This is a genomic window from uncultured Anaerofustis sp. (assembly GCF_938029165.1).
In the GTDB taxonomy this organism is placed as follows: domain Bacteria; phylum Bacillota; class Clostridia; order Eubacteriales; family Anaerofustaceae; genus Anaerofustis.
The window spans coordinates 45,022-70,016 of the sequence record NZ_CALHFB010000050.1 but is presented as its reverse complement, the minus strand read 5'-3'; the positions used below and the strand labels follow the sequence as shown (position 1 = coordinate 70,016).

Genomic DNA, 24,995 nt, shown 5'->3' with positions numbered 1-24,995 from the left:
TTAATTTAATAAAAAAGAACCTTTATAAGGTTCTTTTTTATTATTTATTCTTCAAACTGAGAATTATATAGATTTGCATAGAAACCATTTTCTTCAATAAGTGAAGCGTGTGTTCCCTGTTCTACAATATTACCGTCTCTCATAACAAGTATCAGATCAGCATCTTTAATTGTAGATAATCTATGAGCTATAATGAAACTTGTTCTTCCCTGAATTAAAGTATCCATAGCTTTTACTATTAATTTTTCTGTTCTTGTGTCAACGGAACTTGTTGCTTCATCTAAAATAAGTATCTTAGGATCTGCAAGAAGTGCTCTTGCAATAGTTAAAAGCTGCTTTTGACCGCTTGAAATATTGCTTGATTCTTCATTAAGTACCATTTGATATCCATCTACATTTGTCTTGATAAAGTGATCCACATGTGCCGCAATCGCTGCTTGTTCTACTTCTTCATCGGTGGCATTTAAATTACCGTATCTAATATTGTTCATTACAGTATCATTGTATAGCCATGTATCCTGTAAGACCATTCCAAACATTTGCCTCAAATCTCTACGTTTATAGTCATTTATATCTATCCCGTCGATTTTGATTTTACCGCTGTTTACATCGTAAAATCTCATAAGAAGTTTTACTATAGTGGTTTTACCCGCTCCCGTAGGACCGACTATCGCTATTTTTTGTCCGGGTTCTATTTTAGAAGAAAAATGTTTTATTATAGGTTTATCTTTTTCATAACCAAAACATACATCTTCAAATTCTACAGAACCTTTTACTTTCTCTACATCGACCGTAACAGGATTGTCAGTCGTTTCTTTTTCATCTTCTTCATCCAAGAATTCGAAAACTCTTTCTGCCGATGCCGCAGTTTGCTGTAGTATGTTTGATACATTTGCAAGCTGAGTTATAGGCTGTGTGAAGTTTCTAACATATTGTATGAAAGCCTGGATATCGCCTACTGTTACTTGTCCTCTTGTTGCTCTGTAACCGCCGATTATACATATAACTACATATCCAAGGTTGCTGATAAAGTTCATTATCGGCTGCATCATTCCTGATAAGAATTGAGATTTCCAAGCAGAATGATATAATGTTTCATTATATTCGTTAAATTCTTCTATAGATTTATTTTCTCTGTTGAAAGCTTTAACGATTATATGTCCTGAATACATTTCTTCAATATGACCGTTTACATGTCCCAAATATTCCTGTTGACTTCTGAAATATCTTTGTGAGAAATGGACTACTATCATTATACATATCACTGATACCGGTATTATCAGGATAGCTACCAATGTCATAGTCAGATCTATTGTTGCCATCATGTATAAAATACCTATTACCGTAGTTATACTTGTGATTATTTGTGTAAGCCCCTGATTTAAGTTTTGGTTTATCGTATCTATATCATTTGTTATCCTAGATAATACTTCACCATGAGTCTGTTTATCATAATATTTAAGCGGTAATTTATTTATCTTATGAGAGATATCTTTTCTTAGTCTATAAGTTAGATCAGTAGTAACTCCTGTCATAATAAAACTTTGCAAATATGAGAAGAGTGCGGATATTAAATATAGGATTACTAAGGTGATAAGAATCTTTCCTATATAAGTAAAGTCTATGCCCGTTGCCGTTCCTGCGATTTTACCCATAACACCTTCGAATATTTTAGTTGTTGCTTTTCCTAAGATTTTAGGTCCGACAATACTGAATACTGTCGATACAACCGCAAATATAAATACTATAAATATACTAAGTTTCTTTGAACCCAAATATTTTAGAAGAGTTTTTATAGTTCCCTTGAAATCCTTGGCTTTTTCTCCGCCTCTCATCATAGCGGGACCTCTGCCCATAGGACCTCTTCTTGGTCTGTTTTCATTACTCATTGTCTCTAACCTCCTCTTCTGATAATTGAGATAAGGCTATTTCTTTGTATACATCGCAGTTTCCCATAAGTTCTTTATGTGTACCTATCCCTGCGATTTCTCCTTCGTCCAATACGATGATCTTTTCTGCATGCATTATCGTACTGATCCTTTGTGCTACTATTATCATAGTTGCATCAGATAATTCCTTATTTAAAGCCGAACGGAGATTTTTATCGGTCTTAAAGTCAAGAGCCGAGAAACTGTCATCGAATATATAGATTTCGGCATTTTTTATAATAGCTCTTGCAATAGAAAGTCTTTGTCTTTGTCCGCCTGAAACGTTCGTACCTCCGGAAGAAATCTCCGTTTCAAATCCTTCGGGTTTTTCATTGATAAATTCACTAGCCTGAGCAATATCACAAGCTCTTCTCATTTCTTCATCGGTCGCATCCTGTTTACCGTATTGGAGGTTTGATTTTATTGTACCTTTGAATAATATACCTTGCTGAGGGATATATCCTACTTTGTCCCTTAAATGGTCTTGATTTATATCTTTTACATTGACTCCATCGACTAGTATTTCACCTTTACTTGCTTCAAAGAGTCTAGGTATAAGTTGAATCAATGTTGATTTACCACTTCCCGTTGAACCGACTATAGCAGTCGTCTCGCCTTTGTTTGCAGTAAAGTTTATATGATGAAGGACATATTCGCTTGCACCCGGATAAGCGAAGGATACATCTTTGAATTCTACAACACCTATTTTATTTTCATCAAATTCTTTTTCTTCTTTAGGGTCTTTAAGTTCCACTTCTGTTTCCAATACTTCGTTTATCCTGTTTGCGGAAACACTTGCTCTCGGAACCATTATAAACATCATGGAAATCATCAGGAATGACATGATTATCTGCATTGCATATTGGATGAATGCCATCATATCTCCGACTTGAAGTGCACTTGCTTCTATTTGATTTGCTCCTACCCATACTATCAGTAATTGAACGAGGTTCATAACTATCATCATGAAAGGAAATAGGAACATCATAAATCTGTTTACGAATAAGTTTGTTTTGGTTAGGCTTTTGTTTGTTTCATCAAATCTTTCTTCTTCAAAATCTTCGGTCCCGAAAGCCCTTATAACCATTAATCCCGATAAGTTTTCTCTGGCAACCAAGTTCAGCTTATCCGTAAGTTTTTGAACTATTTTAAATCTTGGAAGCACTACAGAGAAAGCTATCATCATAAAACCTAAAATAAGTATTACTGCAAGTAAGATGATCCAGCTCATTGAAGCACTGAATTCAAGCGCTTTAAATATCGCTATTGCCCCCATTATGGGCGCAAAACAAATCATTCTCATACCCATCGTTATAAGCATTTGCACTTGGTTGATATCATTGGTCGTTCTTGTTATCAATGATGAAACGGCGAATTTATTGAATTCTGCATTTGAAAAGCTTTCTACTTTTCCGAATACATCTTTTCTAAGTGCTTTTGCAACTCCCGCACCTGCTCTTGAGGCAAGGAAACCTACGCATATCGCACATATCGCAGATAATAAAGCTATAAGTAGCATTTTAATTCCGATGTTAAATATATATGACGACTGAACGTCTTCAAGGTTTAATCCGACAGCTTTATATTCGCTCTTTATAAAAGTTCCGGCAACTTGGCTTATGCTTGTTTCCGGTATCTTATCAAGACTTGTATAAATCTTATCTTTAAATTCATTCAAATTCTTTTCGGGCATGTTCTTTATCATTGTAAATGTATCAGTCTTACCCGAGGTCATACCCTGCATTTGCTGCATATTCTGCATTTGTTTCATTTTATCGCTGTCGGTATCCAAGCTAAATAAGTTTTGATCTTTTATTTTTTCCGGATTATCTATAGAACTAACGATTATTTCACTTTTGCCTACAGCTGTATCTAGTTTTTCAATTATATCTTTATCCGCATCATCTTTTAAAACAAATACATTTTCTTTTTTTAGAATCGGATATTCTTCTTTGTATTCATTATAATCAGAACTTTTCTTAGTTACTTTTGTGTAAAGTTTATTTAAGTCTTTCTGGTCTTTTTCATCCAAGAAGAATTTTACTTTTTCATATTCGTCTTCTCTAATTACGTTTGGGATGTTGTTTTCTATCCCTCCGTTTTGTATACCATAGTTTACTATCTTTGACATGTAATCGGGCAGTGATAATTCACAGTTTGCCTGAACAAGCAAGAAGCATATGGTAAATATGATCGAGAAAACAAATGGTTTTAAGTATTTTCTAAGTTTTATCATATTATGTCTTTTCCTTTCTTTGGTTTAGTTTTTATAAATTTCCACAATTTCCTTTAAGATATCCAAAAGCTGCTTTAACTTTTCTTCTCCGAGTTTATTGGCTATTTCCATTAATTGTAAAAACCTGTCCTCAAAAGCATCATCTACGATTTTTTTGCCGTCTTCGGTGATACTCACTTTAAATTTCCTTCTGTCATTTTCTTCCAGTACCCTTATGATATACCCTTTTTTCTCAAGGCTATTCAGAGTCTGTGTTATTGCGGGTCTGGAAAGTCTGCTTTTAAGGCTTATTTCTGAAGGGTAAATACCATCGACATCGTTTTCTTTCTTTTCCCTCAAGAGTACTGAGAGCAGAAAGAATTCCGACTTCGGCAGAATAAGATGACAGTCCATTTTCGGAGTAAAGATTTTATTAATGGAGTGCAGATAATAAACAAATTCCTTTAGCTCTTTTTTTAATGTTTCATTATCTTCTTTCATTTAATCATTCCTCTCTTTAAAATAAAAAAAGCAACAAATAGTTAAGTTGCTTAATTATTTTGTTGCTTAATTATAGTCTTGCTATATATAAAAGTCAATAGATTTTATTATTTTAATTTAAAATTAATTTTTAAGCTTTTTTAATATTGTCCTTACTTCTCCTATCATATACAAAGAACCTACAAAAGCATACGTTTCGTCGCTGTTTTTATCTATTAAATCCGGTATTTCACTAATATTATTCAAGTAAGTCACTTCAATATGATTATCGACTTTTTTTATCTTTTCATACATATCTTTGCTTGTAAATGCTCTGTTGTTATTCGGAGTCAGTGTATATATCTTTTTAGCCAAAGGTATGAGTTTTTTTAAAGCACTGTCGATATCTTTGTCGGCTAACATGCCGAAGAATAAAACTATTTTTTTGTCTCTCAAATATAATTTGATGTTATCAACAAAACTTTCAACCCCTTCTTTGTTATGACCTCCGTCGAGTATGATGAAAGGATTTTTACTATATACTTCAAATCTTCCATTAAAATGTATATTATTAAGGGCTTTTTCAATATTACATTTATTTATGTTATAACCATCTTTTTTTAATACTTCGAGGGCTTTTATCACGGTAAGTACATTGTATATCTGATTTTTCCCCAATAGAGATAAGCTGAATTTATCAAGACCGAATGTATTTTCTTTTTTGTAATATAATTCGCTTCCGTTAATATCTGTTTTTATTAATTCTATATCGCCTTTATTTGTTAAATAATATGAAGCATTTTTTTCTTTTGATATCCTGATAAGCTCATTCAAAGCTTCTTTATGAGAGGGATATAAAATAACCTTGCTGTTTTCTTTTATTATCCCGCCTTTTTCATAAGCTATCTGTTTTAATGTGTTTCCAAGGTATTCGGTATGGTCAAAACTTATGGAAGCTATGATTTCCAAAATAGGAGCATCAATGACATTTGTAGCGTCCAGTCTTCCTCCCAAGCCTACTTCCAAAATAACGATGTCCACGTTCTTTTCTTTAAAATAATAAAGTGCCATTGCAGTTATTATTTCAAATTCCGTAGGGTGATTAAGCCCTTCAGCTGTCATTTCATCTATTTTTTCTTTTACCTCAGTTAAGTAATGTGCAATGTCTTCGTCAGGGATATCATTGTTATTTATTTTTATCCTTTCGTTGAATTTTTCAAGGAAAGGGGAGGTATAAAGCCCCACATCATATCCCGCTTCCATAAGTACCTTATTCATCATGGTGGAAATGGACCCCTTACCGTTGGTACCTGCTATATGAATGACTTTTAAATCTTTCTGAGGATTACCGAGCCTATCCAGTAAATTCAATATATTATCAAGTCCCAAAACGGAGCCGAATTTATTTGTCATGTGTATATATTCTATTGCTTCTTTATAATTCAAAATAGTGTCTCCTTCTACAAAAAACTTAGGGATAATTATAGCATAATTCGTAATAAAAATACTTAATATATAATATTTTTTTAATTTTCTGAAAATTGTATCATTTTGACTTGACAAAAGAAAATTGTAAGGGTAATATAATAACAATTATTAGTATTTTCTTTGAAAGATAAGATGGGAAAATATAGGAAAAATTATATTAAATAAGGGGTAATAAAAATGAAAAAAACTATGAAAAAAGCAGCAGCTTTAGTTCTTGCTTCAATGATGCTTGTTGGTTTTACCGCCTGCGGAGGAAGCGAGTCTGAAAGTAAAGGAGACACTATAAAAATCGGTGTTAACTATGAACTTTCCGGAGATGTAGCTACTTACGGACAAGCTTGTACAAAGGGTATTGAAATGGCTGTTGCCGAAATCAATAAAGACGGCGGAGTAAACGGCAAACAAGTTGAAGTTGTTAAGATAGATAATAAATCGGATAACAACGAAGCTATGAGTGCCGCTACAAAACTTGCTTCAAAAGAAGGCGTTAGCGTTATGATAGGACCTGCTACATCAGGTGCATTCAAAGCTACTATCTCGGCTGCAAATCAATATAAAGTTCCAGCGATAACTTGTTCAGGTACTTCTGATGACATAACGATGAAAGAAGACGGTTCCGTTCAGGATTATATTTACAGACTTTGCTACACAGATACACTTCAAGGAAGTAAAATGGCAGAATTCGCTTCTAAAAAATTAGACGCTAAATCTGCTATCGTATTAGCTGATAATTCAAACGACTATTCAAACGGTCTTGCAAAAGCATTTGAAGCTAAATTTAAAAAGGATGGCGGAAAAGTAGTTTCAACAGAAACATTCACAGCTCAGGATAAAGACTTTGCACCTGTTCTTACAAAAATCAAAGACAAAAAAGCAGATGTTATCTACCTACCTGGTTACTATACAGAATGCTCACTAATCATAAAACAAGCAAGAGATCTTGGTATAGATATTCCTATCTTAGGTGCTGACGGATACGATTCTCCTTCAATGCTTGAAACAGCAGGTAAAGATGCTCTAAAAGATGTATACTTTACAAATCACTATGCTGCCGATGATAAATCAGATGTAGTTCAAAACTTCGTTAAAGCATATAAATCAGCAAACAACGATGAAAACCCGGGTGCTTTTGAAACATTGGGTTATGATGCAGCTAAATTTGCATGCGACGCTATCAAGAGAGCCGGAAGTGCCGATCCTCAAAAAGTTGCTGAAGCTTTAGCATCTACAAAAGATTTTAAAGCCGTTACGGGTACATTATCTATAGATAAACAGCATAACCCTGTAAAGGAAACAGTTGTACTTGAATTCAAAGACGGTAAAGCAACATTCAATACAAAACTATAATTTAATATTTTGAAATTTATTGTATAATTAAATAAATTTTAAGTAAAGTGGTAGGTGATACTTACCACTTTACTATAGTTTAAGGCTATAATTAAAACGATATAGTATATGGTTTTAACAATATCTTTAAATAATTTAAATAATGGGGGTATAAGATTTGGAACAATTTATTCAGCAAATCATTAACGGTATATCCATTGGAAGCATTTATGCTTTGATTGCTCTTGGTTATACCATGGTATACGGAATTATCAATTTAATCAACTTCGCCCACGGTGATATATTAATGGTCGGAGGTTACATAGGATTTTTCTGTGCATATACTTTGGGGATAGGATTTATTCCCGCTACATTGATAGCTATGGTCGTTTGTGCATTACTTGGAGTGGTAATAGAAAAAGTTGCTTACAGACCGCTTAGGAACGCACCTAGGATCACACTATTGATTACGGCGATAGGGGTCAGTTTCTTACTCGAATATGCAATGATGTACTTCGTAGGTCCTGACGTAAAAACATATCCTTCGGGATTTTTCGGATTTGGTTATATAAGTTTGGGAGGACTATCTATCTCAAGCGATAAATTAATGGTTACATTTATAACTCTTATCTTGATGGTCGCTCTTCAATTCTTAATAAGCAAGACAAAGATAGGTAAATCTATGAGAGCCGTTTCTTCCGATCCCGATGCCGCTCAGTTGATGGGAGTTAGTGTAGATAAAGCTATATCATTTACTTTCCTTATCGGTTCTGCTTTGGCTGCCGTTGCGGGAGTAATGTACGGGGCTATGTTTACCATAAATCCTTTATCAGGTATGACACCTGGACTAAAAGCCTTTATCGCTGCGGTATTTGGAGGTATAGGAAGTATTCCGGGTGCAATAGTCGGAGGAGTATCCCTCGGGCTTATAGAAACGTTGGTCAGCGGATACTTGTCAAGTGCATATAAAGATGCGGTTGCCTTTGCAATACTTATTATAATCCTGATAGTAAAACCATCCGGTTTACTGGGTAAAAACAGGAAAGAAAAGGTATAGGAGGCAGTATAATGAAATTTTTTGATTTTTTTAAGAAAAAAGATGAAAGTAAAATATCCGGACTTAGCGATAATTTACCTACATTGTTGATTTTTGTTGCCGCTTATATAATAATCAAGCTTTTGATAGTTGTAGGTATAATTTCTCCCTTCTACGAGACAGTTGTACTTAAACTTTGTATAGATATAATCCTCGGTCTCGGTCTTAACCTTATTACGGGTATTACCGGACAGTTCTCCCTTGGGCATGCGGGATTTATGGCTATAGGTGCGTACACAAGTGCATTGATGACCCTTAGGATATCTTCATCACCTGTTATGATTATTTTAGCTGTTATCTTAGGCGGTGTGTTATCCGGTTTCTTGGGCTTCTTGATCGGTATTCCAACCCTTAGACTAAGAGGCGACTACCTTGCCATAGCAACCCTTGGACTCGGCGAAATAATAAAAATAGTAATACAAAATGTAGACCAGACAATTCTCGGAGGAGCTGCGGGACTTTCTTCTATCCCTCTTTATTCCTCATTTGAATTCTGCTTTATATGTATGGTCATATGTTACTTTGTTATTACGAATGTACTCAAATCCTCATTCGGGAGAGCTTGTATTTCGGTGAGAGAAGATGAAATAGCATCAGAATCTATGGGGGTAAATGTCACCAAGGCAAAGATACTCGCATTTATTATAGGTACGTTCTTTGCAGGTGTTGCGGGCGCATTATATTCCGGTTACGTAGGAGTTATCCAGCCTAAAAACTTCGGATTTATGAAATCTATCGATATTTTAATGATAGTAGTATTGGGCGGGCTTGGAAATATCAACGGTACCATAATCGCGGCATTTGTTTTAAATATAGTTTCATTTGCACTTCAGGATTTTGCGGAACTCAGAATGGTACTTTATTCATTGCTGCTTATTGCAATAATGCTTATTAAATCGGGAGAAACTCCTTTCTTTGTAAAATTGAGAGAAATGTTCTCTATAGAAAATATGAAGAAGAAATTAAATAGCAGGAAAGCGGAGGAATAGTTTAATGGCGATATTAAAAATAGAAGACTTAAGTAAAAGTTTCGGCGGCTTAAAAGCTGTTTCTCATGTAAATATAAATGTAGAAAAGGGTGAACTCATTGGTCTTATCGGACCTAACGGAGCGGGTAAAACTACCATATTCAATCTTTTAACAGGCGTTTATGTCCCAACCAGCGGTAAAATCGAACTTAAAAACGATAAGACGGGAGACAGTATATTAATTAACGGACTTAAACCTTATATAACGAGCAGTTTCGGTATAAGCAGGACTTTCCAGAATATTAGATTATTCAGAGATTTATCCGTTTTGGATAATTTAAGGATAGCCATGCATAAAAGAGTTAAATATAATGTGTTTTCTGCGATATTCAGGACAAAGGCTTACAGAGAATGCGAAAAAATATTCTATGAAAATGCAATGGCAATACTCGATTTTGTTGGTCTTGCGGATAAAAGGGACGAGCTTGCGGATAATCTTCCTTACGGGGAACAAAGAAAACTTGAAATAGCCAGAGCGGTTGCTACGGGAGCCAGCGTAATATTTCTCGATGAGCCGGCAGCAGGTATGAACCCAAGCGAAACGGAAGAGCTTAGAGTTTTGATTGAAGATTTAAGAAAAAAATACGAACTTACGGTTATCCTTATCGAACATGATATGAAATTCGTAATGGAAATCTGCGAAAGGATATATGTTTTGGACTTCGGTACGATAATTGCGGAAGGTACACCTGAGGAAATCAAGAATAATGATAGAGTTATTAAAGCATATCTAGGGGAGGAAGCGTAATATGTTCTTTGAAATAAAAGATTTAAATGTACATTATGGTGCTATTCATGCCCTTAAAAATGTTTCTTTACGAGTAAACGAAGGTGAAATAGTTACCCTTATAGGTTCAAACGGTGCTGGGAAGACTTCCACGCTCAGAACCATTTCCGGACTTGTTCCGAAATCAAGCGGGACTATCGAATTTATGGATAAACCTATCGAAAATACAAAAGCAACGGATATAGTAAAAATGGGTATTTCCCATGTACCTGAGGGAAGAAGGATATTTTCGGACATGACAGTGCTTGAAAATCTTGAAATGGGTGCTTACCTCAGAAATGATAAGGAAGGTATCAAGGAAGATATCCTTGATATATATAATAAATTCCCGAGACTTAAAGAAAGAAAAAGTCAGTTGGCAGGAACTTTAAGCGGCGGGGAACAGCAAATGCTTGCCATTTCGAGAGCACTTATGTCTAAACCTAAGTTCTTACTTTTGGATGAACCTTCGATGGGGCTTGCTCCGGTTATCGTACAGGATATATTCAAGCTTATTAAACAAATCAACGAAGAAGGCACGACTATCTTTCTTGTTGAGCAGAATGCAAACATGGCTCTTTCGATTTCTAACAGAGCTTATATCCTTGAAACGGGAGAAGTAGTTATGAGCGGAAACGCAAGTGAGCTTTTAGAGTCCGATGATGTTAAAAAAGCTTATCTCGGAGGATAGAAAATTCGAACTTAGCTTTTAAAGTATTTACCAAAAAATTAAATAGTAATTAATTGCTTCCCGCTTATTTGGTTTTGCGGGAAGTTTTTATAAATATTTAAGTGAAATTTATGTAAGTATTTGTTACAATATATAAAAAGACTTAGAAATATAAAAAATTCAGAAAATTCTGAAATAATTTACTCTAAAGTCTTGTACTTTGTATACAAAATTGTATATAATAGAAAGGTCAATAAAAATTTAGAAAAGGATGATGCGATATGAAATTAACAGGTTCTGAAGTTTTAGCAGAAGTATTATTAGAGCACAGTGTTGATACCGTTTTTGGGTATCCGGGAGGGGCTGCTTTAAACATTTACGATGTTTTATACAAGTACAGCGATAAAATCAAGCACGTCCTTACGGCACATGAACAGGGTGCTGCTCATGCTGCCGACGGTTACTATAGAGCGACAGGTAAAACAGGTGTGGTAATTGCAACAAGCGGACCGGGCGCTACCAACTTGGTAACGGGCATTGCAACCGCATTTATGGATAGTATTCCTATGGTTGCAATCACAGCCAATGTTCCTGATAATCTTATCGGAAGAGATTCATTTCAGGAAATATGCATCACAGGTGTGACACTTCCTATAACAAAGCATAATTTCTTTGTAAATAAAGTTGAAGATTTGGCTGATGCACTCAGAGATGCTTTCAGGATAGCAAACAGCGGAAGAAAAGGTCCTGTTCTTGTGGATATCACAAAAGACGTGACCGCTGCCTTGACTGAATATGAAAAGGCTGAACCTCTTGAATTATATAAAAATCCTGTTGCAAAGGATGAAGATATCGAAGAAGTTGCAAAACTTATAAACGAATCGGAAAAACCGGTCATATATTTCGGAGGCGGAGTTGTTGCTTCCGAAGCATTAGATGAACTGAACGAACTTTTATCAAAAGGCGATATACCCGCAACCAATACTTTAATGGCTACGGGAGTTCTGGGATACAACAATAAAAGAAGGCTCGGCATGATAGGTATGCACGGTACCGTAGCCGCAAATAAAGCAATACATAATGCAGATTTGGTTTTGGCTCTCGGAACGAGATTCAGCGACAGAGTTGCCCTTAATCCGAACAAATTTGCAAGTCATGCTAAAAAAATTCAAGTAGACCTTGATATGAGCGAAATAAACAAGAATGTATTTGTACATAAAAGCGTTATAAGTGACGTTAAAGATTTTCTTATAAGATTATTACCATTGATTGAAAAGAGATCTCGTAAAGAATGGATAGATCAAACTTTACTTTGGAGGAAAACTCCCGTTGAAGATAAGTATTATAAGGGGGATTTGCATCCGGGAGATATCGTAACCACCGCATGTGCCATGTCTGATAAAGAACCTATAATCGTTACGGATGTAGGTCAGCACCAGATGTGGGCGGCGCAGTATTTAAAAAATGTGAAGCCTATTAAATTCTTAACCAGCGGAGGGCTTGGAACTATGGGATACAGCTACGGAGCTGCTATTGGTGCTGCAGTCGGTTCTCCCGATAAAAGAGTCATTCAATTTGTTGGAGACGGCTCATTCCATATGTGTTTAAATGAAGCATGTACCGCAGTTAGTCAAAATCTACCAATTATAACTATTATAATGAATAATGGTGTCCTCGGTATGGTTTATCAGTGGCAGACTGTCTTTTATGAAAAAAGATATTCTCAAACTGTTTTAAATAGAAAAACAGATTTTGTTAAATTAGCCGAAGCCTTTGGATTAACAGGATTTAGAGCTGAGACTTTGGAAGAATTCGAAGATATATATGAAAAGGCACTTAAAGTAAACGGTCCGGTTTGGATCGATTGCAGGATTGAAGAACTTGAAAGAGTTCTGCCTATGATACCTAACGGCGGAACTGTAGATGATATGATAATTAATTAAATAAAGGAGAATTAAAATGGCTTATAGAAAAGAAGTTATAAGCATTTTGGTTGATAATCAATCAAATGTCTTAACAAGGATTGTCAGTTTGTTTGGAAGACGCGGTTTTAATATCGATTCTCTTACAGTATCTACCACAAATGATAAAGACATATCAAGGATAACTATTGTCTTTAACGGTACAGACCAATCACTATATCAGATTATGACTCAGACAAAAAAACTGGAAGTCGTAAAAGATATATTTACTCTTGATTCAAGCAATTCTTTATACAGAGAATTACTGCTTGTTAAAATCAAAACGGATAAGACAGAAAGGACTTCTCTTAAAGAAATAGTCGATATTTACAGAGGTAAGATTATAGATTTATGTAAAGACAGCATGATCATAGAACTTACCGGAGCACCTGAAAAGCTGGACGGCTTTATGAATATGATAGACTGCTACGACGTCGTAGAGGTCTGCAGGACGGGTATTACAGGTATTGCAAGAGGACTAGAACCTGTAAGATAAAATAGCTAATTAATAAAATTAATTATAAATTATACATACAAAAGGAGATATATTTAAAATGATTAAAAAGTATTATGATCAAGATTGTAATTTAGGTTTATTAGACGGAAAGACAGTAGCTATCATCGGATATGGTAGCCAAGGACATGCTCACGCTCAAAACTTACATGAAAGCGGTGTTAATGTAGTAGTAGGTTTAAGACCGGGTTCAGCAAGTGTAAAAAAAGCTGAAGAAGCAGGACTTAAAGTTATGGATATCGAAGCTGCCGCTGAAGCTGGGGATTTGGTAATGATGCTTGTTCCTGACGAATTAGCTGCTGATATTTATAAAACTCAAGTTGCAAAACATATGAAAGAGGGCAACGTATTGATGTTTGCTCATGGTTTTAATATCCATTATAACCAAATCGTACCGGCAAAAGACATCGATGTTATCATGGTTGCGCCTAAAGGACCTGGACATACGGTTAGAAGTCAGTATGTTGAAGGCAGAGGCGTTCCAAGTTTGATAGCTGTATATCAAGATGCTTCAGGTAAAGCTAAAGATTATGCACTTGCTTATGCCGCTGGTATCGGAGCAGGCAGAGCTGGTATCTTGGAAACATCATTTAAAGAAGAAACAGAAACCGACTTATTCGGTGAACAAGCAGTACTTTGCGGCGGTGTAACAGAACTTATGAAAGCAGGTTTTGATACTCTTGTTGAAGCGGGTTATGAACCTGAAATGGCATATTTTGAATGTATCCATGAAATGAAACTTATCGTTGACCTTATAAACAGCGGCGGATTTGAAATGATGAGATATTCTATTTCAAATACAGCTGAATACGGTGATTACAGAACAGGCACAAGACTAATCACTGAAGATACAAGAAAAGAAATGAAGAAAGTTCTTCATGAAATCCAAGACGGTACATTCGCAAGTGAATTCATTCAAGAATTCAAATCAGGCGGAAAAGCTAAATTCTTAGCAACAAGAAGAAAAGAAACAGAACATTTATTATGTAAAGTTGGTGCTGAACTTAGAAAAATGATGAGCTGGTTAAAAAAATAGGAGATACATATAATGGGCTTAAGAAGTGAAAATGTTACTAAAGGTGTAGAAAAGGCTCCCGCAAGAAGTCTTTTCTATGCTATGGGATATACGAAAGAAGAGCTAAACAGACCTCTCATAGGTGTTGTTAATGCTAAAAGTGAAATTGTCCCAGGTCATATGCACTTGGATAAAGTTGCCGAAGCCGTAAAAGCGGGAATAAGAATGGCGGGAGGAACTCCTATAGAAGTTCCTTCAATCGGAGTTTGTGACGGTATAGCCATGGGACATGACGGTATGAAATATTCTCTTCCTAGCCGTGAACTTATTGCAGACAGCGTTGAAACGATGGCTATTGCTCATTGTTTCGACGGATTGGTATTGGTTCCCAACTGTGATAAAATCGTTCCCGGAATGATTATGGCTGCTGTCAGACTTAATATTCCTACGGTGGTTTGTTCAGGCGGACCTATGATGTCCGGCCTTGTAAAAGGAGAGGAAACTTCTCTTTCAAAGATGTTTGAAGCCGTTGGGGCTAGGAAAGCCGATATCATCGGTGACGCGGAACTTCTTGAATATGAAGAAAACACATGTCCCGGATGCGGTTCTTGCTCCGGTATGTATACCGCAAATTCAATGAATTGTCTTTCGGAAGCTGTCGGTATAGCTCTTCCCGGTAACGGTACTATTCCTGCCGTAGAAAGCGGAAGGATAAGACTTGCCAAAGAAGCCGGAATGTCAATAATGAATTTGGTTGAAAAAGATATCAAAGCAAGAGATATAATCAATGAAAAGTCTATCAGGAATGCACTTGCATGCGATATGGCTCTCGGATGTTCATCAAACAGTGTCCTTCATTTATTAGCTATTGCAAATGAAGCCGGTGTTGAACTCAACCTTGAAATATTCAACGAATTCAGTTCAAAGGTTCCAAACCTATGTCATTTAGCTCCCGCAGGCGGCACTCATATGCATGACTTGAACAGAGCCGGCGGGCTTAGAGCAGTTTTAAATGAGCTTGATAAAAAGGGACTTATCGATACTTCTCTCATTACCGCAAACGGTAAGACGGTAGGGGAAAATATCAAGGGGCATGAGATAAAAGATGACAATCTGATAAAACCTGTAAGCTGTCCTTACAGTGAGACCGGCGGTATTGCGATCCTTTGGGGTAACATAGCTAAAGACGGATGTGTTGTAAAAAGAAGTGCGGTCGATGAAAGTATGCTTAAACATACAGGACCTGCAAGAGTGTTCAACAGCGAAGAAGATGCGATAGACGCTATTTACAACGGTAAAATAGTTGACGGAGATGTAGTCGTTATCCGCTACGAAGGACCGAAAGGCGGTCCGGGTATGAGAGAAATGCTAAATCCTACTTCCGCACTTGCGGGAATGGGGCTTGATAAAACAGTCGCTCTTATTACCGACGGAAGATTTTCCGGTGCATCAAGAGGTGCTTCAATAGGTCACGTTGCTCCCGAAGCATATGACGGAGGGAATATCGGACTAATCGAAGAAGGCGATATCATCGAAATAGATATCCCTGATTCAAAAATCAATGCAAAAATTACCGATGAAGAATTTGAAAACAGAAGAAAATCTTATGTCTGTCCTAAAGAGCCTGTTAAAGACGGCTGGTTAGCCAGATATCAAAGAAATGTTTCATCTGCAGCCAAAGGTGCGGTAATGAAATAAAACAGTTTAAAAGACCACTCAGGTGGTCTTTTTTGTTATTTAAAGAAATAATAAATAAAAATAATAATTATTATGGAAAATATGGACTTTCGAATTTTGTAATGCTATATTATATTAAAAGACAACTTTAGAGGGAAACAATGAAATTTTTAGACAAAATATTCAGCAGAATAGTTATTTTCGGACTTTTATTATTATTTCAGGCATTTATGTTGTTTTACATAGTATTTGCTCTCGGTGAAAGTGTAAATGAAGTTTACGGAATACTTTTATTTGCAAGTATACTAACGGTGGCTTATGTAAATACAAGGAACATGAACCCTGCATATAAACTCGGCTGGGCGATAGTTATAATGGGTTTTCCGTTCTTTGGCATACTCTTCTATTTAGCCGTTGGAAATAAAAAACCCACAAGAAAACTGAAGAAAAAATTGAGCAGAGCCAGCGAATTTGCTCATAGAATGCTTCCTCAGGATGCGGATACGATAGAAGAAATCATAAAAGAAGATCCTCTCGTTGCGGGAAGTGCGATGTATATCTCCAATTACGGTCCTTATCCTATGTGTAAGAATACAAAAACAAAGTTTTATCCTGTAGGAGAAGACGCCTTTGTCGACATGATAGAGGAGCTTAAAAAAGCTGAAAAATATATATTTATCGAGTATTTCATAGTTCACGAAGGAAAAATGTGGGATACTATTTTAGATATTTTGGAAGAAAAAGTAAAAGAAGGTGTGGATGTAAGGTTTATCTACGATGATGTAGGTTCTCTTACCGTACTTCCAAGCAAGTATCATAGAGTACTTGAGAAGAAAGGCATTAAGACTATCGTATTCAATCCTTTCGTACCTTTTTTATCTTTAGTAATGAATAATCGTGACCATAGAAAAATAACCGTCATAGACGGTAAAGTAGGTTTCACCGGAGGCATCAATTTATCCGATGAATATATCAATGAAGTGGAAAGATTTGGTCATTGGAAAGATAATGCTATTAAGCTGGAAGGTGAAGGGGTCTGGAACCTTACGATTATGTTCCTTGAAATGTGGAACGGGTTAAGACCTACGGATAATGAGCTTGCATATGAAAAGTTCAAACCGGATTACAGCTTTGCGGCGGATTATAAAGATGAAGGTTATGTTCAGCCCTTTAGTGATTCTCCTTTGGATAATGAAGTACTATCAGAGAATGTATACATGAATATATTAAATTCCGCAAGGGATTATGTGTATATTTATACTCCTTACTTGATTATAGATAATGAAATGACTACAGCTCTTACTTTAGCCGCAAAAAGAGGAGTGGATGTAAGAATAGTTATTCCGGGGATACCGGACAAGAAGACAGCATTCGAGCTTACCAAGTCATTCTGCCCCGAACTTATAAATAACGGCGTAAAGATATATCATTATACACCGGGATTTCTTCACGGAAAATGTTTTGTCTCCGATGATAAAGTTGGTACCGTAGGAACCGCAAATATGGATTACAGGAGTTTATATCTTCATTTCGAGTGCGGAGTTTATCTTTATAAGACGAAGAGCATTATGGAAATAAAAAAAGATATGCTTGAAACATTTGAGAAGAGTGAAAGAAGATACAATAAAAAGAACAGACTTCCTATATTGTTCAAAATTTACAGAAGTCTGCTTAGACTATTTGCTCCGTTGATGTAGTACTATCAATGTTAACATCATATAGAAATTTATAGCAGATGGATAAAACTATCCATCTGTTTTTATTATAAATACAATTAGTATAAATCGTTCAATAATTAATGTTATTTGTTGAATTAAGTTATCAAATACAGTAAGTTTACAGAAAATTCTTGACACTTTTTGATATTTTGGTTACAATTAATTCAATATAGAAAATTATGGGGAGATATAAAATGACAAAGAAAATAATATCTATGATGCTTTGTTTGGGACTTATTTTAGGTCTTACCGCTTGCGGTTCAGGCGGAAGTTCAGACAAAGTATACAAAATCGGTGTACTTCAACTCGTTCAGCACGATGCTTTGGATAAGGCTAACGAAGGTTTTATGAAAGCATTGGAAGAAAAAGGCTACAAAGACGGTGAAAAAATCAAATTGGATTATCAAAATGCCGCAGGGGATCAATCAAACTGCCAAACTATTTCCGATAGTTTTATAAATGACAATAAAGATTTGATTTTAGCTATAGGTACTCCTGCCGCTCAGGCTGTAGCGAATAAAACAAAGGATATTCCTATTTTGGTTACTGCGGTTACAGACCCTGCGGATGCGGGACTTGTTAAATCAAATGAAAAACCTGAAACAAACGTATCGGGAACAAGCGATTTAACTCCTGTTAAAGAACAGATCAAGCTTTTGAAAGAAATATTACCAAAAGCTAAAAAAGTTGGTATTTTATATTCAACAAATGAATCTAACTCAATCCTACAGGCTAAACTTGCAAAAGAAGCTATAAAAGCGGAAGGCATGACTGCTGTTGATGCTACCGTATCAAGTTCAAATGAAATCCAACAGGTTACAGATGCTGTAGTAGATAAGGTGGATGCTCTTTATGTTCCTACAGATAACATGATTTCTGCGGGTATCGCAACTGTTTCTATGGTCGCAAATGAAAAGAAAGTTCCTATCATATGCGGTGAATCAGGTATGTTAAAGGGCGGAGCTCTCGCAACATATGGGATAGATTACTACAATCTTGGATACAAAACAGGTCTTCAGGCTGTAGATATCTTGGAAGGAAAGACAAAAGTAAGCGATATGCCAATAGGTTACCTTGCCCAAGAAGATTTGGAAATGGCTGTAAACGAAGATGCTGCTAAAACTTTAGGTATTACTATTCCTGACAGTGTAATGAGTAAAGTAAAGAAATAATAAAAGTAAATAATTAAGTATTCGTATTTCTGCTCTTTAAAAGGGTAGAAATACATGTTTTTATAATATTATAGGATTTAAAACGTAAATATTAAGTAACTATACTAGGGGGAGAAATAATATGTTAAAGAAAATATTATCTGTTATGCTTTGTTTTGGCATGATGATAGGACTTGCAAGCTGCGGAAGTTCTTCGTCGGGCTCTGATAAAGCGTATAAAATAGGTGTCATTCAATTGATTCAGCATGATTCATTGGATGCATCTTATAAAGGCTTTGTTGCCGCGTTAAAAGAAAATGGATATGAAGACGGAGATAAAATAAAAATTGATTTTCAAAATGCTGCCGGAGATCAATCTAACTGTCAAACTATTTCCGACGGATTTGTTAATGACGGCAAAGATTTGATTTTGGCTATCGGTACACCTGCCGCTCAGGCTGCAGCAAGCAAAACAAAAGATATTCCTATCTTGATAACTGCCGTTACAGACCCTGCAGACGCGGGACTTGTTAAGTCAAATGAAAAACCTGAAACGAATGTATCGGGTACGAGTGATTTGACTCCTGTAAAGGATCAGTTGGAAGTATTAAAAGAGTTTTCACCAAAGGCTAAAAAAGTAGGTCTTTTATATTCATCGAATGAAGCAAACTCTGTTTTGCAGGCTAAAATAGCTAAAAAAGAAGCTAAGAAATTGGGTCTTACACTCGTTGAGGGTACAGTATCAAGTTCAAATGAAATCCAGCAGGTAACTTCTTCAATCGTAGATAAAGTAGATGCGATATATATTCCTACAGACAATACATTCGCAGCTGGTATGGCTACCGTTGCACTCGTTACGAATGAAGCAAAGGTTCCGGTTTACTGCGGAGCACAGGCTATGGCTACTGACGGCGGACTTGCTTGTTATGGTATAGACTATTATGACCTTGGTTATAAAACAGGTCTTCAGGCTATTAAAGTTTTGGAAGGCAAAGCTAAAGTCAACGATATGCCTATCGAATATTTAAGCGGAGATGATTTAAAACTTGTTGTTAATGATGATACTCTTAAGACTTTGGATATGAAAGTTCCTGATAAGCTAAAAGATAAACTCGTTAAATAAAAAAACACCCATATGGGTGTTTTTTATTTAATATTTAATTATAATTTAGATGTCAAAGCATTTCATATTTGAGCCTATTTCAAAATGGTACTTTACTATACCCAGGTCAAGTTTTGAGTAAAATCCCTTTAGAGCCCGAACGGATACTTTGCCTTCATTGATATCGAATATAAATTTTTGCTGATTGGTTGCTGTAGGCGCTAAAAGAGCGGCTTCTACACCTTCTTTAAACCATTTTGGCATATCATTATCATTCTTGACAACTTCTTTTATTGATTTTGATTTACGGCTTACTCCATTTGTTTTACCGTAACCTAACGCGATAGTGCAGTATATTTTTTCATCTTTTTTAATCTTATAAGGTATCTTGCTTTTTTTGTAAGTAAGTGCTACCCAACATGTATTCAGTCCCAGAGTTTGAGCTTTTAAAACTATTTCTTCTCCGTAATAACCGCACTTTTCTTCTATGCCTTTTTCTTTTTTACCTATAAGTACTATATAATTATTTGCATTTTCAAATTTCCCGTAGTGTGCCATAAAAGTATCAAAAGCCTTTGGTTCATCTAAGAATAATTTTATATTAAGTCCCGATTTTTTATTGCACTCCTCAATTATATCAATGAGTTTTTCTTTTATTTCTCCCTCGATTTTTTTATTTTCATAACTTCTTACAGAATGTCTTTGTTTTATAGCCTCCTGTAAATCCATAATAAATTCCTCCTTTATAATATTTGTTTACTCTTCATTTTCATTTGGATATCCATATTTTGAAGCACTTTGTATGACTTCATAAACTTCATCCGTCAGATTTTTTATTTCATTCCATATTGTTTTGTTTGTACTTATATAATAAAAATTCATTGTTCCTTTTTTATACATGGAAATAATATTTGCTTCTTTTAAAATTTTTAAATGATGTGATACTGCGGGACGTGAAAGATAAGTTTTCTTTGTTATTTCCCCGACCCTCATACCTATATTATCACTTTCCAAAAGTGCTACTATGATACTTTGTCTCGTCTCATCTCCTAAAGATACAAAGGCATTTTTACAATTCTTAAATTTATTTGATAAGCTTAATCTTTGTTTTTTACAGTCATTCATTTTTAACTCCTTTGTTTAACAGTTTAAACTATTATACTATATATTATTTACAAAAATACATCGGTAAAGAATTTCAATACCATTGTTTTTATATTTTTCATTTTTTTATTATAACTAAAATATTTCACAAACACTTTAATACGTTTTATAACCTTATAAAAAAGTATTTTTTTATTGAAAAGTTTTATATTTAATAGTAGAATAGAACTAATAGTGAAAATAATAAATTATTGTTTCTTTCTATAAAAAATAAATATATTTATAAGTAATAATATAATCAGGGGGTAGAGAATGGAACTTTTCATGGGTATACTGAGGAACCTTCCCGATGCCATCAGTTTAGGTATTTTATGGGGAATAATGTGTCTTGGAGTATACATAACATTTAAAATATTAGATATAGCGGATTTGACCGTTGACGGAACATTTGCACTGGGAGGATGTATAACCGCTACATTGGTCGTATCGGGAGTAAACCCTATTCTGAGTTTGATTGCTGCAACTTTGGCAGGTATGATAGCAGGTTATGTCACGGGTTTCTTACATACAAAACTTAAGATACCCGCAATCTTGGCAGGTATCCTTACAATGCTTTCGCTTTATTCCATAAACTTAAAAGTTTTAGCAGGAAAATCAAATTTGGCTATGCCTCAAATCGGAGGAGGAAATGTACAGACTGTTATCGATATGATAACTAATCTAACAGGACTTTCAAACCGAAGTGCCACATTAGTTTTTGGTATTATAATCGCAGTTATATGTATGGTAGTTCTTTATTGGTTCTTTGGAACGGAAATAGGTTCTGCAATCAGGGCTACTGGTAATAACGAGGATATGGTCAGGGCTCTCGGCGTCAATACCGATACCATGAAAATTATAGGACTTGTGATTTCAAACGGGCTAGTTTCTCTTTCAGGAGCAATGGTAGCACAGTCTCAGCGATACGGAGACGTCGGTATGGGGACAGGTACTATAGTAATAGGTCTTGCTTCTATTATCATCGGAGAAGTTATTTTAACTCACGCACATTCTTTTAAGACAAAACTATTCAGTGTAGTTTTGGGAAGTATCATATACAGAGTCATCATTGCCGTAGTACTAAGACTTGGTATGAACCCTAACGATTTAAAACTGTTAACGGCTATTATTGTTGCACTCGCTCTTTCTCTTCCTATTATTAAATCAAAACTAAATATGAGAAAGAAAATAAAAATAAATAAAGAAATAAACGGCGGGGAGGTGTAGAAAATGCTTAAATTACAGAATATAAATAAGACATTCAACGAAGGTACCATAAATGAAAAGAAAGCATTGATAGATATAAATCTACACTTGAACCCTCAGGATTTTGTAACTGTTATCGGCGGTAACGGTGCAGGGAAATCTACAATGCTCAATATGGTAGCGGGCGTATATCCCGTTGACAGCGGTAAAATAACTCTTGCTGATCATTTAATTACAAACCTCGATGAACATAAAAGAGCAAGATGGATAGGAAGAGTATTTCAGGATCCTATGAGAGGGACTGCTTCCGATATGATGATAGAAGAAAATCTCGCCATGGCGAACAGAAGAGGGGATAAGAGAGGTTTTGCCTGGGGAATCAAGAATGAAGAGAGAGAAGAGTATAAAGAGCTTCTTAAAACTCTCGATCTCGGTCTGGAGGACAGATTAAGCGATAAAGTAGGGCTTTTGTCGGGCGGACAAAGACAGGCGTTAACACTTCTTATGGCTACTTTAAAGAAACCGGAGTTACTACTTTTGGATGAACATACTGCTGCTCTTGACCCTAAGACCGCAGCTAAAGTCCTTAAGATAACAGATAAGATAATTGAAAAAGATAATCTTACAGCACTTATGGTTACTCACAACATGAGAGACGCCATCAAATACGGAAACAGACTTATAATGATGTATGAAGGTCATATAATATACGATGTCAGCGGAGATGAAAAGAAAAATCTTGAAGTAAAAGATTTACTTGAAAAATTTGAAATGTGTTCGGGCGGAGAATTCGCCAACGACAGGATGTTATTATCTTAAACTTTGGAGTGCAGATTTACTGCACTCTTTTTTATTTATATGGTATAGTTGCTTGAATTGATTTTATATTATAATGTGTTTATATACCTAAATTTAGATGATTATTTTTTAATAAAAGAAAAAAATAAATAAAAAAAGAAAATAGGAAAAAACAGTCAAAGTTTCTGAAAGCGTTTATATGAAGCATAATGAAAGATAAGGAAAGTTTTTGATATTATGGAAAAGAAAATTTGTATCCTAAATGCACTTCACATTTTATATAAATTGTGGTAGAATAATTGTAAATAAAAAAAGCGTACGAGGTGATTAAAATGGTTAAAATTATCGGTGGTGCAGAAGGCACAGGAAAAACAAAAAAACTTATAGACTTAGCTAACAATGAAAACAAAGAAACGAAAGGGCTTCAAGTCTATATTGATTCAACTTTAAACCACTCAAGAGAAGTTATGACTCAAATCAGATTTATCAATACTTCTGAATTTCACATTGCTTCTTCTGAAATGTTCTTCGGATTTTTATGCGGACTTATCGCAGGAAACTACGATATAACAAAAATATACATAGACGATATACTATCTATTATAAATGCAAAACATTTGGAAACTGCAATAGCTTTTCTGGATCAGCTTGAAGCATTTACTAAAGAATATGAATGTGATATTACACTAACTCTTGGCGCAAGAGATGAAGATGAACTTAATCTTCTTAAAAAATACGAATATCAAGAAGCGTAAAATTGTATACTAAATTTTCTACTAAATTAAAGGAGAAGTATTCTTCCAAGGTTTATAAAATACCAATTAGTATCGATACCACCTGTCCCGTAAGAGACGGGAGCATATCTAAAGGCGGATGTATATTTTGTGGTGAAAAAGGTGCAGGCTATGAAAACGGCGACTGCAAAGAATCAATAACCAAACAAATAAACGATAATTTAGATATTTTTGTTAATAAATATAAGGCTGAAAAGTTTATATTATATTTTCAAAATTTTACTAATACATATATAAAGCTTTCTACTTTTAAAAATAACATAATAGAAGCTGTAAATGCAGTTGATAATGCTGTAGCCATTTCGATTTCTACCAGACCTGACTGCATCGACAGCGATTATCTTGACTTTTTAAAAGAAGTAGAAAATAAGTATCATCTTGATATAATCATCGAACTCGGATTACAGTCAGTAAATAATGAAACACTGAAAAAATTAAATAGAGGTCATACTCTGGCAGATTATTTAAAAGCTGCTCTTCTTATAAAAAGTTATGATTTTGAAATTTGTACGCATATAATTGCTTCCATTCCATACGACCGTGATGAGGATTTGGTGGAAGCGGCAAAAATACTCAGTATTTTAAATACGAACAGCGTAAAAATTCATTCTTTATATATTGAAAAAAATACAATTTTGGGTAAAATGTATGAAGAAGGAAAAATCGAAATGTTAAAACTTGATGATTTTGTAAGGAGAGTAGTTTTATTCTTGGAGAATTTAAGTGAAGAAGTTGCAGTCGAAAGACTGGTTTCGAGAGTTCCGAAGGAAGAAGATGTTTTATTTCTAAATTGGGATAGATCCCACTGGGTAATTCAGGATATGATAATCGATGAAATGAAAAAACAAAATACTTATCAGGGTAAGAAGTATAATGAGTACCAAAAAGGACTTCTTGATAAGTTTAAATAAAAGGAGCA

General features: G+C 35.0%; 22 protein-coding genes. 16 read left to right on the top strand and 6 right to left on the bottom strand.

The genetic code is table 11. The features are described from left to right. Nucleotides 1-44: 44 nt before the first annotated feature. From Q0516_RS09350 to Q0516_RS09335, 4 genes are all read right to left on the bottom strand, one after another. A complete protein-coding gene (locus Q0516_RS09350; RefSeq protein WP_294465130.1) occupies nucleotides 45-1,889 on the bottom strand; it encodes an ABC transporter ATP-binding protein in 1,845 nt (614 codons plus the stop codon). Further along, nucleotides 1,882-4,164 (bottom strand): ABC transporter ATP-binding protein, encoded by a 2,283-nt coding sequence (locus Q0516_RS09345; RefSeq protein WP_294465128.1) that lies wholly within the window; start codon nucleotides 4,162-4,164, stop codon nucleotides 1,882-1,884. The genes Q0516_RS09350 and Q0516_RS09345 overlap by 8 nt, the downstream gene beginning before the upstream one ends. 24 nt (nucleotides 4,165-4,188) lie before the next feature. After that, the gene (locus Q0516_RS09340; protein WP_257480839.1) at nucleotides 4,189-4,644 is read right to left on the bottom strand and encodes a MarR family transcriptional regulator; all 456 of its coding nucleotides are present in this window, start codon (nucleotides 4,642-4,644) and stop codon (nucleotides 4,189-4,191) included. Between the two features lie 123 nt (nucleotides 4,645-4,767). Beyond that, nucleotides 4,768-6,069 carry a folylpolyglutamate synthase/dihydrofolate synthase family protein gene (locus Q0516_RS09335; RefSeq protein ID WP_294465124.1) on the bottom strand — a complete coding sequence of 434 codons (1,302 nt, stop codon included), beginning with the start codon at nucleotides 6,067-6,069 and terminating at the stop codon, nucleotides 4,768-4,770. A gap of 219 nt (nucleotides 6,070-6,288) precedes the next feature. Between Q0516_RS09335 and Q0516_RS09330 the strand changes: the two genes are divergently transcribed. The 12 genes from Q0516_RS09330 (at nucleotide 6,289) to Q0516_RS09275 (ending at nucleotide 20,156) form a co-directional block, all read left to right on the top strand. Then, a complete protein-coding gene (locus Q0516_RS09330) occupies nucleotides 6,289-7,458 on the top strand; it encodes an ABC transporter substrate-binding protein (protein ID WP_294465122.1) in 1,170 nt (389 codons plus the stop codon). A gap of 157 nt (nucleotides 7,459-7,615) precedes the next feature. After that, complete coding sequence (locus Q0516_RS09325; protein WP_257480836.1) at nucleotides 7,616-8,494, top strand: branched-chain amino acid ABC transporter permease; 879 nt, start codon at nucleotides 7,616-7,618, stop codon at nucleotides 8,492-8,494. Nucleotides 8,495-8,505: 11 nt separating this feature from the next. Continuing rightward, complete coding sequence (locus tag Q0516_RS09320) at nucleotides 8,506-9,522, top strand: branched-chain amino acid ABC transporter permease (RefSeq protein ID WP_257480835.1); 1,017 nt, start codon at nucleotides 8,506-8,508, stop codon at nucleotides 9,520-9,522. 4 nt (nucleotides 9,523-9,526) lie between these two features. Further along, complete coding sequence (locus tag Q0516_RS09315) at nucleotides 9,527-10,309, top strand: ABC transporter ATP-binding protein (protein ID WP_007049825.1); 783 nt, start codon at nucleotides 9,527-9,529, stop codon at nucleotides 10,307-10,309. A gap of 1 nt (nucleotide 10,310) precedes the next feature. Continuing rightward, on the top strand, nucleotides 10,311-11,018 hold the full coding sequence (locus tag Q0516_RS09310; RefSeq protein WP_294465110.1) for an ABC transporter ATP-binding protein: 708 nt from the start codon (nucleotides 10,311-10,313) through the stop codon (nucleotides 11,016-11,018). A gap of 260 nt (nucleotides 11,019-11,278) precedes the next feature. After that, a complete protein-coding gene (ilvB, locus tag Q0516_RS09305) occupies nucleotides 11,279-12,940 on the top strand; it encodes a biosynthetic-type acetolactate synthase large subunit (RefSeq protein ID WP_294465108.1) in 1,662 nt (553 codons plus the stop codon). Nucleotides 12,941-12,956: 16 nt separating this feature from the next. Further along, a complete protein-coding gene (gene ilvN, locus Q0516_RS09300; protein WP_007049822.1) occupies nucleotides 12,957-13,454 on the top strand; it encodes an acetolactate synthase small subunit in 498 nt (165 codons plus the stop codon). Between the two features lie 58 nt (nucleotides 13,455-13,512). Next, the gene (gene ilvC / locus Q0516_RS09295; RefSeq protein WP_257480832.1) at nucleotides 13,513-14,508 is read left to right on the top strand and encodes a ketol-acid reductoisomerase; all 996 of its coding nucleotides are present in this window, start codon (nucleotides 13,513-13,515) and stop codon (nucleotides 14,506-14,508) included. A gap of 12 nt (nucleotides 14,509-14,520) precedes the next feature. Next, nucleotides 14,521-16,185 (top strand): dihydroxy-acid dehydratase, encoded by a 1,665-nt coding sequence (ilvD, locus tag Q0516_RS09290; protein WP_294465101.1) that lies wholly within the window; start codon nucleotides 14,521-14,523, stop codon nucleotides 16,183-16,185. A gap of 140 nt (nucleotides 16,186-16,325) precedes the next feature. Then, nucleotides 16,326-17,861 carry a cardiolipin synthase gene (gene cls, locus Q0516_RS09285; protein WP_294465098.1) on the top strand — a complete coding sequence of 512 codons (1,536 nt, stop codon included), beginning with the start codon at nucleotides 16,326-16,328 and terminating at the stop codon, nucleotides 17,859-17,861. A gap of 215 nt (nucleotides 17,862-18,076) precedes the next feature. Further along, on the top strand, nucleotides 18,077-19,054 hold the full coding sequence (locus Q0516_RS09280) for an ABC transporter substrate-binding protein (protein WP_294465096.1): 978 nt from the start codon (nucleotides 18,077-18,079) through the stop codon (nucleotides 19,052-19,054). A 121-nt stretch (nucleotides 19,055-19,175) separates the two neighbouring features. Then, nucleotides 19,176-20,156 carry an ABC transporter substrate-binding protein gene (locus Q0516_RS09275; protein WP_257480826.1) on the top strand — a complete coding sequence of 327 codons (981 nt, stop codon included), beginning with the start codon at nucleotides 19,176-19,178 and terminating at the stop codon, nucleotides 20,154-20,156. Between the two features lie 45 nt (nucleotides 20,157-20,201). On the opposite strand, the gene Q0516_RS09270 is transcribed toward Q0516_RS09275, so the two are convergent. Next, nucleotides 20,202-20,864, bottom strand: a complete 663-nt coding sequence (locus tag Q0516_RS09270; RefSeq protein WP_294465093.1) for a nitroreductase family protein — start codon at nucleotides 20,862-20,864, stop codon at nucleotides 20,202-20,204. 27 nt (nucleotides 20,865-20,891) lie between these two features. Next, entirely contained in the window at nucleotides 20,892-21,260 is a 369-nt protein-coding gene (locus tag Q0516_RS09265; RefSeq protein ID WP_294465090.1) for a winged helix-turn-helix domain-containing protein, read from the bottom strand. A 291-nt stretch (nucleotides 21,261-21,551) separates the two neighbouring features. On the opposite strand from Q0516_RS09265, the gene Q0516_RS09260 reads away from it, so the two are divergent. The 4 genes from Q0516_RS09260 to Q0516_RS09245 all read left to right on the top strand — a co-directional run bounded on the left by Q0516_RS09260 (nucleotide 21,552) and on the right by Q0516_RS09245 (nucleotide 24,987). Further along, nucleotides 21,552-22,505 (top strand): ABC transporter permease, encoded by a 954-nt coding sequence (locus Q0516_RS09260; RefSeq protein ID WP_257480823.1) that lies wholly within the window; start codon nucleotides 21,552-21,554, stop codon nucleotides 22,503-22,505. A gap of 3 nt (nucleotides 22,506-22,508) precedes the next feature. After that, entirely contained in the window at nucleotides 22,509-23,303 is a 795-nt protein-coding gene (locus Q0516_RS09255; protein WP_007049814.1) for an ABC transporter ATP-binding protein, read from the top strand. A 311-nt stretch (nucleotides 23,304-23,614) separates the two neighbouring features. Beyond that, nucleotides 23,615-24,037 carry a hypothetical protein gene (locus Q0516_RS09250; RefSeq protein WP_257480822.1) on the top strand — a complete coding sequence of 141 codons (423 nt, stop codon included), beginning with the start codon at nucleotides 23,615-23,617 and terminating at the stop codon, nucleotides 24,035-24,037. A gap of 2 nt (nucleotides 24,038-24,039) precedes the next feature. After that, nucleotides 24,040-24,987, top strand: coding sequence for a TIGR01212 family radical SAM protein (locus Q0516_RS09245; protein WP_294465086.1), 948 nt, complete (start codon nucleotides 24,040-24,042; stop codon nucleotides 24,985-24,987). Nucleotides 24,988-24,995: the final 8 nt, after the last annotated feature.

What these genes read in the sequence shown, in the direction of transcription:
- Q0516_RS09350 (WP_294465130.1), bottom strand. Translation starts at nt 1,889, where the DNA reads ATGAGTAATGAAAACAGACCAAGAAGAGGTCCTATGGGCAGAGGTCCC.
- Q0516_RS09345 (WP_294465128.1), bottom strand. Translation starts at nt 4,164, where the DNA reads ATGATAAAACTTAGAAAATACTTAAAACCATTTGTTTTCTCGATCATA.
- Q0516_RS09340 (WP_257480839.1), bottom strand. Translation starts at nt 4,644, where the DNA reads ATGAAAGAAGATAATGAAACATTAAAAAAAGAGCTAAAGGAATTTGTT.
- Q0516_RS09330 (WP_294465122.1), top strand. Translation starts at nt 6,289, where the DNA reads ATGAAAAAAACTATGAAAAAAGCAGCAGCTTTAGTTCTTGCTTCAATG.
- Q0516_RS09320 (WP_257480835.1), top strand. Translation starts at nt 8,506, where the DNA reads ATGAAATTTTTTGATTTTTTTAAGAAAAAAGATGAAAGTAAAATATCC.
- Q0516_RS09315 (WP_007049825.1), top strand. Translation starts at nt 9,527, where the DNA reads ATGGCGATATTAAAAATAGAAGACTTAAGTAAAAGTTTCGGCGGCTTA.
- Q0516_RS09310 (WP_294465110.1), top strand. Translation starts at nt 10,311, where the DNA reads ATGTTCTTTGAAATAAAAGATTTAAATGTACATTATGGTGCTATTCAT.
- ilvB (WP_294465108.1), top strand. Translation starts at nt 11,279, where the DNA reads ATGAAATTAACAGGTTCTGAAGTTTTAGCAGAAGTATTATTAGAGCAC.
- ilvN (WP_007049822.1), top strand. Translation starts at nt 12,957, where the DNA reads ATGGCTTATAGAAAAGAAGTTATAAGCATTTTGGTTGATAATCAATCA.
- ilvC (WP_257480832.1), top strand. Translation starts at nt 13,513, where the DNA reads ATGATTAAAAAGTATTATGATCAAGATTGTAATTTAGGTTTATTAGAC.
- ilvD (WP_294465101.1), top strand. Translation starts at nt 14,521, where the DNA reads ATGGGCTTAAGAAGTGAAAATGTTACTAAAGGTGTAGAAAAGGCTCCC.
- cls (WP_294465098.1), top strand. Translation starts at nt 16,326, where the DNA reads ATGAAATTTTTAGACAAAATATTCAGCAGAATAGTTATTTTCGGACTT.
- Q0516_RS09280 (WP_294465096.1), top strand. Translation starts at nt 18,077, where the DNA reads ATGACAAAGAAAATAATATCTATGATGCTTTGTTTGGGACTTATTTTA.
- Q0516_RS09275 (WP_257480826.1), top strand. Translation starts at nt 19,176, where the DNA reads ATGTTAAAGAAAATATTATCTGTTATGCTTTGTTTTGGCATGATGATA.
- Q0516_RS09270 (WP_294465093.1), bottom strand. Translation starts at nt 20,864, where the DNA reads ATGGATTTACAGGAGGCTATAAAACAAAGACATTCTGTAAGAAGTTAT.
- Q0516_RS09265 (WP_294465090.1), bottom strand. Translation starts at nt 21,260, where the DNA reads ATGAATGACTGTAAAAAACAAAGATTAAGCTTATCAAATAAATTTAAG.
- Q0516_RS09260 (WP_257480823.1), top strand. Translation starts at nt 21,552, where the DNA reads ATGGAACTTTTCATGGGTATACTGAGGAACCTTCCCGATGCCATCAGT.
- Q0516_RS09255 (WP_007049814.1), top strand. Translation starts at nt 22,509, where the DNA reads ATGCTTAAATTACAGAATATAAATAAGACATTCAACGAAGGTACCATA.
- Q0516_RS09250 (WP_257480822.1), top strand. Translation starts at nt 23,615, where the DNA reads ATGGTTAAAATTATCGGTGGTGCAGAAGGCACAGGAAAAACAAAAAAA.